Here is an 11,604-nt window from a genome sequence, read left to right as displayed (position 1 = left end):
GTCAGATCACCGACGAGAAGCGCTCGTGGAACAGCTCGGCGACCAGGGCCTGCAGTCGTTCGGGCGAGGGCGGGTTGGGGCCTTGCGCGGCCTCGAGGAGCGCGAGGCGTCTGCGGTGGAGCTCGGCGAGGAGGGCCGCTACGAGCGGATCACGGTCGGAGTTGGGAAAGTCCATGGTCTCCAGCTGGGCGGTGACGTCGCGCAGTGCGGCCTGTTTGACCGGGTCGCCTTCCGCTTCGGGGAGCAGCGCGTACTGGCGGTCGATCAGCTCCTGGGTGTGCTCGTCGAGTTGGGTGGGCAGGTCGAACAGGTCGGTGGTCAGCAGGCCGCCGGCGCCTTGTCCGCGCGGGTTGGCCCGGGGTATCACCGCGGTGGTCTGGCCCTCCACGTCGCTGGTGACGACGCGGATCTGCTCACGGGTCATGTTGGCCACCAGGAGCGGTTCGTGGGTGGCGGTGAGGAACTGCGAGTGCTGATGCGGTCCCAGCACGCTGCGCACGGAGGAATACCAGCGCCGGCTCCACTCGGGGTGGAAGTGGGAGTCGGGCTCGTCCAGAAGGAACAGCGACTCATGTGTCCGCTGCAGTCGCAGCAGGCCCAAAATGGTGAGGAGTTGCTGCTCCCCGGAGCTCAGGTCGTCCAGGCCGACGGTGAGCGCGCCGGGTTTGTCCACGCGGACGTCGACGGTGAGGTAGCCGGCGTCCAGCAGGGTGGCGAGCAGGCCGAACATCGACAGGTCGCTGTCGAAGAGGTTACGGAAGGCGCGGACGTCCTCCGCGGTGCCCAGGTCGATCTGGAACCCTTCGGCGGGGCTGCCGGCTCCGTCCACCGGGTCGGCGTCGGGGATGAGACCGAACCGCCCCGATTCGGCGGCGGCCGCGAACAGGGTGCGGGCGGGCCCGCCCAGGCCCCAGTACGGGAGGGCAGCCAGGTGCGGGGCGCGTGCGGCGCGTGGCGCGCGGATCCGCAGGACCGCGGAGGCCACCCGCTGCAGGTAGGAGTGGCGGCGCAGGTAGGTGCCGAACGAGTCGGACCAATGCGTGGTCTGTGCGAGGAGCAGGAGCGGCAGGTGCGCGGGCGTGCACAAGAACACCGGCGTGTACAGGGGGCAGTTGATGGGCGGGGTGAGCTGCTCGGTCCACAGCTCTCCCTCGTCCGGCGTGTGGTGTGCGCGCCACTGGTCGAAGTCCTTCATCCACTGCCGCCGCCATTGGCCGATGCGACGGGCGGCGAAGCGGCGGTGCTGCTCGAACTCGCTGGTCCAGGGGGCCTGGGCATGCGCCTGGTAGCCGAAGACGTGATCGGGCAGATGTCGCGCCCACACCGCGCGGGCCACACGGACCGGCGGGCCCAATGAGGTACTCACGGTCAGCTCGGGAGAGCTATCGGGGGACGTCTGAACCACCCGGACCATCCTGTCGTGGACCTCGTAGTCGAGCTCGAAGGCGAACCCCGCACGGCGCCCCGGCCGGTGCAGGGCACCGAAGATCTCGGCCAGCGCGTGCAGAGCCCGCGACTTGCCGCCGCCATTGGGGCCGATCAAGGTGGCAATGGCATGGCCGTCGTCGAGGGCACCCGCGAGGTCCAGCTCGAAGTGGCGCAGGCCCCGGTAGGAGGGAAGGCTCAGTCGCAGCAGCCGCACGGCATCCCCCCGGTGGTGGCACTCCTGGTCGCCATCACCGCTCTGCCTCTCGATCCGGGCTGTCCGCGTCCACACCGTAGGGGCGCAGCGCTTCGGCCAGGGCAGCGAACTCGGCCAGGGCGGCGCCCAGTTCAGCGGAGATATCTTGGGCCATGCGGTGCAGGTCGGCCTCGGGCTCTTCCAGCGCGAAGGGACCGTGCGGGGGTGCGGCGACCTGAAGGTCCAGGTTGACACCGCTCCTGGCGAGCAGCTCCTGGACCGCGAAGGACCGGAAGCGGGGTGTCTCGACTCGTTCGCTGCGGGGCCGTCCGGGACGGTAGGCGGACACAAAGTCGCAGTAGTCGGGGCCGGCCTCCGTCATGGGCTTGGCCGTCGCCGTGTGCGGTGAGCGCAGGTCGTACACCCACAGCCGTGTAGTGGACGGGCTACCGTCGGGGCGCGGGTCGGGCTTGTCGAAGAACAGGACGCTGGCCTTGAGGCCCGCGGCGTAGAAGATTCCAGTGGGAAGCCGCAGCAGGGTGTGCACGTCACAGGCGGACAGCAGGCGCCGCCGGATTAGCTCACCGGGCCCGCCTTCGAACAGCACACTGTCGGGCACCACGACGGCGGCGCGGCCGTCAGTCTCCAGCAGGCTGTGGATGTGCTGGAGGAAGTTGAGCTGCCGGTTGGTGGTGAGGGTCCAGAAGTCCTCCCGGTAGGGCTCATCGCTGGTGGAGCGGCGGCCGAACGGAGGGTTGGTGAGCACCAGCGTCGCCCGCTTGACCGGCGGGCGGGCCAGCGCATCCCCGACGGTGATGCACGGGTGGGCCTCGTCGGCCCGGGTGACGCCGTGTAGGACCAGGTTCGTCGTGGCCAGCCGTGCGGTTGCGTCGACGAGTTCGGTGCCGAAGAAGGCGCCCTGGTCGAGCCGCTTGCGCTGGGCCGCGGTGACACCTGAAGGAAAGTGGTCGACCAGGTAGTCGAAGGCTTTGATCAGGAAACCGCCGGTGCCGCAGGCCGGGTCGGCGACGGTGTCGTCGATGCCGGGCTGGACGCACTGCACGATCGCCTCGATCAGCGGCCGAGGGGTGAAGTACTGGCCGGCACCGGTCTTCGTGTCCGTGCTCATGCGGACCAGCAGCGCCTCGAAGACGGCACCGATGTCGCCTGCGGACCCCTGGTGGCGGTCCACCACGTCGACGATCAAGCGGTGCAGGAGGGCAGGGTCCGGGATGCGGTTTTGTGCCCGTCGAAAGAGCAGCCCGAGCGTTCCGGGCCGGGCGGCGAGCAGGTCCAGGATCTGCTCGTAGACCGGGACCAGGTGGTCGCGCTCGGTCGAGGTGAGCTGCGCCCAGGCGTCGAAACCGAGTACGTCCTGCCCGTTGAGCGGGCGTTGGCGTTGTTCGTGGGCGCGCTTGAGGACGATCAGGCTGGCCAGCTGCTCGATGTACTCCAGGCCCGAGGTGCCGTTGTCGCGCAGCACATTGCCGAAGTTCCACAGCCAATCCACCAGGGCCTGGTCGTATCCGGGGCGGGAGGAGACGGTGGGGTTCACAGCACAGACTCCTGTTGCCCGGACGGGGAAAGCGGAGAGGACAGGTGACCGGTGAAGGCGCGTTCCAGGAGGTTACGCCGCAGCCGTCCGGCCACCACGAGAGCGCGTTCGGCGGCCGCGGAGGCCGAGTTCAGGGCCGTGGTGTGCGCCTGGACCACCGCGACCAGATGGCGCTGCTCATCTACGGGAGCGACGGGCACCGGCATGAGCCGGATCCTGGTCAGGCTGATGGACGCCGGCCCCACGGTCTGGTTGGCGTTGTGTTTGCACCACTGGCCGCCGAAGCCGTTGGCGTGCCAGGCCAGCAGGACGGGGTGGAGCTGATGGGCGGTGATCCGGACACGGAAGAGGTGGCTGTGGGGGACGCAGTGGGGCAGTTGCTCCTCCCAAATCCAGCCGCGGCCCAGGCTCTCGCTCGATCCGCCGCCCGTCAGCAGCACATCGCCTGCCCGCAGCCGAGCTGCCTGGGCCCGTGGTGGGGGCAGCCGGATCGTGCGTACGTCGTCCAGGTCCAGGCGGCCGCGCTGCACGTTGGCGACTCGCAAGCAGGAGATGTCCACATCGGCGGGATTCCACTCCTGCTTGCCGGGCGGGGTGATGCCGCGGGTGACCTCGGCGACATCGTCGAGGCGGGTCCATCGCCAGCGTTCGGGCAGGCCGGGCAGTGTCCCGTCACCAACACCCGACACCCGGGGCAGGTCCGCGGGAATCCGAGCGGCTTCGGCGAGAGCCCCGCGCCCTGCCCGCGCGGTCAGAGTACGGCTCAGGACGTCGGCCTGGCCGAGGGCGCCGTTGGTGCGGATCGTGGTGGCGTCGATGCGAGCGAGGTGGTCCTCCAACAGGCCGACAATCCGGCGCTGTTCCACCACAGGGGGCAGCGGCAGCAGGACGTCGGCCAGATCACGCTGATTGATCCGCCAGATCGCTGCGCCGCCCTGACGGGCACGTGCCTCGATCTGACGCCGCATGACCGGCGACTTCCACAGATGTGCGAGGTAGCGCGGATCGAGGGCATCCGGGCGTACGCGCACTCGGATCATGGTGTCGGGGATGGCCGTCGGGGCCGGGGGGCCGGCCACCAGGGCGCCCTCGCCGACCAGGGAATGTGAACCGTTGACCCGGCCGACCAGCACATCCCCGTGTTCAGCGAGCAGTATCACGCGGCCGTCGTCACTGCGGTCGCTGCTTTTGGACTGGGTGAAGTCCACAGTCGCTGCCCGAAGCGCCGTCATGCGCAGTACGGGCAATCCGCCCTCGCCGGGGCGCAGAGACCGTCCGTTGACCAGCGGTTCACTCAGCACGTCGGCCAGCCGGACGATCCTCCAGCCGGCAGGCACCTCATTCAGCACGCCAGGGCCCTGCCCAGTTCGTCCAGGAGGTCGATCGCGGCGTCGGGCCCGAAAACGTCAAGGAAGCCGTCCGTGCCGCCGCGCGCCGAGAAGGGGACGCCGTCCAGATACGCCGGGGCGAAGCGGGTCTCGGTCGCCACCACGTCCGCGATCTTCTCGATCCACCACAGCTGGGCGGAGCTGAAGGGTCCGGCCCGCTCAATGAACTCGGCCAGACGCCCGCGCACCGTCTCCGCTTCTCGGCGACGCCGGCTCGATGCCGCCACCCGCAAAGGGGCCGGCCCGTCGTACAGGCCAAGGAGCGCCTCTTGGAGTTCGGGGTTCTTGGCGAGCGGGAAAAGGGCCGCCCGCCTCTCGTCCTCGACGGCTCTCTGGCCTCCCGCCTGGCGCAGTGGTGCCAGGTGATCCGAGTCGACGGAGTCGAGGAGACGGGTCACCAGCTCCTGCAGGGATTGGCCCGCCAGTTTCCGGATCTCGGCGCCGTCGGCGTCACTGAGCGCGGGGATGAGCCGGGCGAGCCTGATGGCGAGTTCGGCCGTCTCCTGCGGCGTCACCAGCCCGTCAGCGGCACGGCTCAGCAGGCGCTCCAAGGCGGCCCGTCCCACCTGCCCGGATGCATCCGTCACATTCACCAGCGGCTGGAGGTGACGCGAAGCGCCCACCGCGTCGACGACCACGAGCTGCGTCTTGGCAATCGCCCCCGGGGTGACAGCGCGCAGCTCCGCGGACGCGATGGTCTGGGTTCCCATGGCCAGTAGCTGCTCGTAGTAGGCGGCGGAGCGCACCTCACGCAGGATCAGCAGGCACTCGAGCGCCCGCATGTCGCTGAACCCGGAGATCAGATCCGTCACGACCGCGATCCGGAACTGCGGTGTTGTGCGGAACTCCCGCAGCAGGTGCACCGCATGAGCGTCGCGGTGCGTGATCCGTCGGCAGAAGACGTCGCCGGCGCCGAACACGTCGCGGATGCGCTCCACGACCTCGTCCGCATGCGATCCGTCCTGCGCCAGCACCACGGCCTTGGGGACCACGCCGAGCGCGCCGCTCTGCTGCGTCCGGTCGGGGAACAAGGTCGGCAGCGCGTCGCGGAAAGCCGTCACCACCGCGGCCAGGTGCTCGGAGGGGACAGCTCGCGCCGGGCCCTGCCCCGCAGTGGAAGCCAGCTCCTCGTCCAGGTCCTCGTAGCGGGCGCGGCGCGAGCTGTTGGCTTTCACACCGACAGCGTCGACGGGGGTGGCGAACGCCGGCTGCCGGTCGTCGGCGACCCGGATCTCGTAGACGGAGTAGTCCACGGCGACGCCGTCGGCGACGGCCTGTTCGTAAGTGTAGGAGTCGACCAGGTTGCCCTTGAAAAATCCGAGAGCGGTAGCGGTCGGCGTCGCGCTGAAGCCGACGATGGGAGCGTCGAAGTATTCAAGAAGGGCACGACGCTGTCCGTAGAGCGCGCGGTGGCAGTCGTCGACGATGACGAGATCGAACGCGTCGGGCGGCAGCGCCTCGCAGTAGGTCACTTCTAGGGGTGTGGCATCGGGATGCGCTTGCCGTTCGGCGGTCTCGTACGCCGACACGCGGTCGGAGCCGTCCTCGGGTGCCAGCGTGCCGGCGAGCATGGCCGACAGCCGCTGCACCGTGGCCACGGTCACGGAAGCCGACGGGTCCAGGCCGTCCGCAGTCAGCTCCTGCACGTGGTACACGTCATCGAGACGGCGCCCTCCGTCCGGCATGCTGAACTGGCGCAGCTGAGCGATCAGTTGGTGCACGGCCAGCTTTCGGTCGGCCACGAACAGGACCCGGCCCGCGCGCGCGTAGCGGAGCTGCCGGTAGGCGGTGAACACCCCGGTGAAACTCCGCCCGGAGCCGGTGGCCATGTGCACCAGCGCCCGCCGCTGACCGGCCGCAAGGGCCTGCTCGATGGCCCGCAGCGCCCCGTGCTGGGGGTTGCGGAGCTGGTCGAGTCCCTCGTCCTGCCGCAGCAGGTAGGCGGCCTGTCGAGCCCGGTAGGTCGGCGCCGCGCTGTCCGCCTCCGCCTCGCGCTGCCAGCGGGCCAGCGTGCAGGGCTGGTGGAAGCCGCTGACGAGGCGAGCGTGCGGATCGGGGTCATTGGCGTTGCAGAACAGCAGACGCCGGCCATCGCTCACATACCGGTACGGCAGCGGCGAGCGCCACACGGGCCACGGCAAGGAGCCCGCCGGGGCCTCGGCCAGTGCGCCCGCCTGCTCCATGGCATTGGTGAGATCGGCACCGTCCCGCTTGCACTCGACGATCCCGACCACCTGTCCGCCGACCGTCAGCAGCATGTCGGCGCGCCGTCCTCCAGCCAGGCGGGGCTCCACCAGGACGCAGCCCAGGGAGCGGTTGAGCTGAGTCTCCTCACCAGCGCCCAGCACGTCCCATCCCGCCTTGGCGAGCCTGCGCTGCACTTCCGCGGCAATGTCGGATTCGCGCAGCGGCTCATAGGCGGCATCGCGCGCGCTGACGATCAGCTGTTCACGTTCGGTGACCGCCAGGGTCACCGACGAGACGCGCAGGTCGAATTCGCGGCGCAGACGGGGCAGGGCCTCTTCCAGCGCAGCGACCCGCTGCGCCAGAACACTCAGATCGGACGCGGCGACGTGGACGAAGTTCATCGACTCCGCGTCGCCGGTCAGGGCACGGAAGAACCAGGCGGCCAGCATGAAGCAGCGCTCAACCAGATGCGCCGCCGCCTCCCGCCCCTCGCGTGTGCTGCCGTCGCAACGGTGAAGGTCGTTGAACGCGTCCAAGACCTGCGGCACGAGCACCCCGGCGCGAGACAGGATGTCCAGACGGGCCGGCGGATCACCCGCGGGCAGGCGCACCCCGGTCCGGTGGCCGACCTCAGCGGCGAGAACCTCACCGAACTGGCGTGCCGCCGCCACCGCATCAGCGGGAGCAGTAGCCGCGCGGGCCTCACAGGATGCGCCGTGAAGAACAAGAAGAGGCTCGTAGGGAAGCAGGAACCCGAAATTGGCTGACGCAAGAGCCAGGTCCGTGAACCGGCTTTCGAGCACGCTCGGCTCCAGAGCCACGCCGACCCTCCCTACCTGCACTGCGGCGCCGCAGAATCCGCTACAGAACGGCTCTCACCCTACCGTCCGACCCCTGCGCACAACACTAACGCTTTGCCAGATATGGGCGGGTTGCGTACCGGGTTCGGTGGATCAGCCCGCTCGATGCGCCGGGAGAAGCCGCGCGTGCACCGAAGCCTCCATACCAGCCAGTGGGCTGGCCGTGCCCGCCCGTCCGGTCCCGCGTTCAGGAGGGGCGCGGCCATCTCGGCGGGAGGGACCGGCGGGTGCGGAGGGCAGGGGCGGCCTGATGTGTGCGGAGCCGGGCTCGCGGTCCACCCGGGCCGCCTGGTTCTGCTTCCAGCCGACCCGCGGCGACCGACGCTGCTTTCATGAGACGCGGCTGGCCGCGATGGTGCTTCAGGCGGCGACGCCGAGTTCTTTGCGGGTGCGGTGGATGAACTCGCGGACGGCCGGCTCGCGCCGCCAGGAGCCTACTGTTCGTCGTCCTGAGATGGACCCAGTGCTCGGCGGGAAAGTCGTAGAACGCTAGTAGCTCGTCGACCTCGCCGGTGATCTTCTTGATGGCCTTGGGGAACTTCGCCCCGTACGCCTTCTCGAACGCGGTGATCGCCTTCTCAGCGAGCGCACGGTCCTCGGCGTTGTAGATCTCTTGCAGAGCCTTCTTCGCGTCGGGCTGCGCGGACTTGGGCAGCGCGTTCGAGACGTTCCCTTTTTTGTGAACCCTACAGCGAGAAGCTCGGACCACCACGCCGGACAGCATCGCCACCGACGTGTGCATCAAGGTCTCCGCGACGCACGGCGTTGTCGCCTATCTCGGGCGGTCGGGCGTGCTGCCCAACCTCCTCAACGCCATGCAGAGCGCCTGCGGTCAGTGCCAGCCACCGGAAGGCACCACCATTCCCCTGATCGCCGAGAGCGCCCGACTTCCAGCTCCACCCCGCCCGCACGGCACGAACCTACCCGTATATGACACTCTTCTACGAGACCACCAATGCCCCGACGCCGGACTCGCGGGATCCCTACGCCCAGTTCACCAGGACTCCACAGCCGTCTTCGGGCGCCTGAGCGCCGACGGCGGCTTCGACACCGTCGGCATCGTGTCCAAGGTCATCGAGAATCTTCTCCCGGCTTCCCAGGACGTCCGGCCCAACGACATCTACCTGTGGCTCACCGCCCACGGCGTGTCCCAGTACCCCGGTGCTTCGAGCGTGCTGCAACGGGACGCCAAGAACAAGTACCCGCCCGACAAGGCCGTCTACATCCGAGAGATCACCCAGCCGCGCGGCACCCTGTCCACACTCCTCAGCTGCGGCATCCTGCCCGACCGGCAGAACCGCACGACCTGGGACACGGCGCCGGACACCTTCCCGTGCCCTCGCAAGACCACGGGATCACCGACCGACTGACGCGCCCTGGACGTCAGTGGGCGCTGAGCAAGCCTTCACACAGGCGGGCGAAGGGAGCCGTCGGATTCTCATGAGCAAAGGAGTACAGCCCGATGGACAACGGGCAGTTCCCATGTCGCGCACTGCGCCTCGGACGTGCGACGCGCGTCGTCACGGCGCCCCCGTCCTGAGTGCTCGAGAAAGGCGAACCCAAGTAGCTGTTAGACGCGAGGCCCCGCCGGGATCATGCCGATGGGGCCTGCCTCTACGTCTAACTGCACTCTCACGCCGCTATCACCGACTGTACGGACTCCACCGGACAGAACGGCGCTGAGCTGGCATTATGCGCCCGGTGCGACCTGGTGCGGACGCGCTTGGACACCTTCTACAACCTGTGCCAAGTGGTGCCCAGTGAGAGACCCAGGATCAGAACCGGAGCGTCTTCCGGCCCGTCGAAGCGGTATTGCAGGGTGTTGGGTGGTGTCTCGCTCACGCCCCAGACCCTCTCACGTCTCACGACTGCCCCTATAACGGAGGTTGCGAGTGCACAGGTCTGACCAGGTGGAAGACCTCCCTGGCCACGTAGCGCCTGAGGCTTCGGACGATTTCACGCCGGGTTTTGCCCTCCTTGCTGCGGCGTTCGTAGTAGTCCTGGGTGCGCGGGTCGACGCGCAGGCGGGTCTGCACGATCCGGTGCAGGGTCGCGTTCGCTTGCCGGTCGCCGCCGCGGTTGAGGCACAGGAGGTCACGCTTCGCGGCCAAGCCGCCGAACGCAGACGCCAGGACGAGGCCGAAGCAGCACGCCAGAAGCGCATCCGCTGGGAAGCCGCCATGGAACAAGCCCGCATCCGGTACGCCGAGGCGCACCGCGTCCGACACCTAGAAGCTCAGGAAGCGGCATGGCGCCACGCCACCCGACTGACCCAATACGTGGGCGCCGTACGCACGCGAGTCGAGGCCATGCCTCCGGGCCAGGCCAGAACCGAAGCCGAGGAATGGATCAGCTGGGCAGCGGCCTCCGTTGAGCGCCTCGACCCATTGAACACACCGCCCCGGCTGCCCGACATTCCCAAGCCACGAGCCGACGACCTGAAACCCTTTCTCGGACACTGGAGCCCTTACGGCCCCACTTACTGAACGCCCGCACCGCAATTGCGCGCACACAACCGCAGTTCAGGAGCTCTTCTCGACCGGTTCAAGGATCGCGGCACACCGACGTGGTGAGTCATAGGAAACATGTCCGGCTTCCCTCGACCCGGAAAGCCGCAGGTCAGCTGGGCGGCGGGCACGGAGAGCTTGATGTGCGCCAGCGAGGCGGGCTCGGCGGCCGGCGGCGCGGGCCGCCGGGGCGGACGGCGTTCGGGGGAGGGACAATAAGTGCTCCTTCACTTGTCGCGCGGCCCGGGCCGGGCCTGCCAATGAACGTACCGGGACCATGATCAGGAACTGGCCGACCGCGCCAGCCACGGTGGGCTGCATCACGCACTCCGGTTGGCGGACGGAGCGGCCACTCGCCGTACCGCTGCCGCAGAGGCGCCCTGCCGTAGGAATGAGCAGAGGCCGCACGTCGCCGTCCTCGTCAGCGACAGACGCTGCGGGTCTGTATCCTTTGCTGCGAAGTCCGGCGCGTACAAGCATTTCGAAACAGCGCCCGTCTCCCGAGCCGACTCGGGGGGCGGGCGCTTTTTTGTTGCCGGTCTCCGTATCGAGCTACGAGGAGCCGCCCTGTGAGCGACAACCCCTTTCACACCCACCTGCCGCGCAACCCGAAGGAGTTTGTAGCGTTCATGCTGGTCATCGCAGTGATCTCGGTGAACACCATCCCGGTGGTGATCGGCGGCCTGACCGCCGGCTTCACCGTGGCCATGTGGACCGATCTGCTGCGGGTGATGCCGGTCCTGCTGGTCGCGGTCGTGGCCGTCGTGCTGCTGACGATGAAGCCCGCCCACATGCTCACCGCGCGGCTCGTGCGCCCGGGCGACAGCTTCCGCGCCCATATGATCTTGAACGCCCTGTGCAGCGTGCCGCTGATCTCCCTCGTGATGACGGTGGTCGGCACGTGGATCGGCACGCGGCAGGTTTCCACCGAGCCCCTCGAGCAGTTCGCACACCTGTGGCCGCGGAACTGCACCATCGCGTTCCTCGTCGAGGCGCTGCTCGCCCAGCCGGTCGCCCGGCAGGTCATGCGCCGCCATCACCAGCGTGTCGACGCCCGCGCCGCGCTCGTAGCGGCCTGACAGCCACACCCGGCGCCCCCCTGGACGTCCTCACCCTACGAACCGGAGGACCAACCCGGTCACCAAGGTAGTGCGCGCGGATGGGGGGTGAGCCGGCCATTTGCAACAAGCACTCGCGTCTGCGGCCACAGAACGCGGAGGAATGGAGGAGAGCAATGATCAGCCGGCCGATCCGTCGCCGCTCCCCCGTCCTTCCGCGTTTCTATCCGCGTCCGGATGCCGGTCAGGGCACGAGCGTGTCGAGATCGATGTCCAGCGGGAAGGGGACCAAAACCTTCAACCGACCACGATGAATGCCAGTCGGCACGTACGTGCGAGTCATACCGCCCAGTAATACGTATGGCCGGCGGGAGCGCCGGCCGATTCGCCCTCGTCCTTGACCAACCGCCACGTCAACCCGACCGGCC

Annotated in this window: 7 protein-coding genes and 1 pseudogene; 3 read left to right on the top strand and 5 right to left on the bottom strand. The window is 68.8% G+C overall.

What is annotated here, in order from left to right:
- Position 1: 1 nt before the first annotated feature.
- The 5 genes and pseudogenes from KUM03_RS01640 to KUM03_RS01620 all read right to left on the bottom strand — a co-directional run.
- Positions 2-1,642 carry an AAA family ATPase gene (locus tag KUM03_RS01640; RefSeq protein ID WP_217245082.1) on the bottom strand — a complete coding sequence of 547 codons (1,641 nt, stop codon included), beginning with the start codon at positions 1,640-1,642 and terminating at the stop codon, positions 2-4.
- A 34-nt stretch (positions 1,643-1,676) separates the two neighbouring features.
- Positions 1,677-3,176 carry an N-6 DNA methylase gene (locus KUM03_RS01635; protein WP_217245081.1) on the bottom strand — a complete coding sequence of 500 codons (1,500 nt, stop codon included), beginning with the start codon at positions 3,174-3,176 and terminating at the stop codon, positions 1,677-1,679.
- On the bottom strand, positions 3,173-4,525 hold the full coding sequence (locus KUM03_RS01630) for a hypothetical protein (RefSeq protein ID WP_217245080.1): 1,353 nt from the start codon (positions 4,523-4,525) through the stop codon (positions 3,173-3,175). Before KUM03_RS01630 ends, KUM03_RS01635 begins: the two co-directional genes overlap by 4 nt.
- The gene (locus tag KUM03_RS01625) at positions 4,519-7,572 is read right to left on the bottom strand and encodes a DEAD/DEAH box helicase family protein (RefSeq protein WP_217245079.1); all 3,054 of its coding nucleotides are present in this window, start codon (positions 7,570-7,572) and stop codon (positions 4,519-4,521) included. Before KUM03_RS01625 ends, KUM03_RS01630 begins: the two co-directional genes overlap by 7 nt.
- Before the next feature lie 478 nt (positions 7,573-8,050).
- Positions 8,051-8,314 (bottom strand): annotated as a pseudogene (locus KUM03_RS01620) (transposase); the annotation flags it as partial.
- 358 nt (positions 8,315-8,672) lie between these two features.
- Between KUM03_RS01620 and KUM03_RS01615 the strand changes: the two are divergent.
- From KUM03_RS01615 to KUM03_RS01605, 3 genes are all read left to right on the top strand, one after another.
- Entirely contained in the window at positions 8,673-8,981 is a 309-nt protein-coding gene (locus tag KUM03_RS01615) for a hypothetical protein (protein WP_217245077.1), read from the top strand.
- Positions 8,982-9,503: 522 nt separating this feature from the next.
- Entirely contained in the window at positions 9,504-10,097 is a 594-nt protein-coding gene (locus KUM03_RS38985) for a hypothetical protein (protein WP_308406222.1), read from the top strand.
- A 590-nt stretch (positions 10,098-10,687) separates the two neighbouring features.
- Positions 10,688-11,197: a hypothetical protein gene (locus tag KUM03_RS01605; protein ID WP_217245076.1), complete on the top strand. Its 510-nt coding sequence runs from the start codon at positions 10,688-10,690 to the stop codon at positions 11,195-11,197.
- Positions 11,198-11,604 lie beyond the last annotated feature (407 nt).

Source organism: Streptomyces sp. AC602_WCS936 (assembly GCF_019049125.1).
GTDB lineage: Bacteria > Actinomycetota > Actinomycetes > Streptomycetales > Streptomycetaceae > Streptomyces.
The sequence above is the reverse complement of the archived record's forward strand: the minus strand, read 5'-3'. Positions and strand labels throughout refer to the sequence as shown.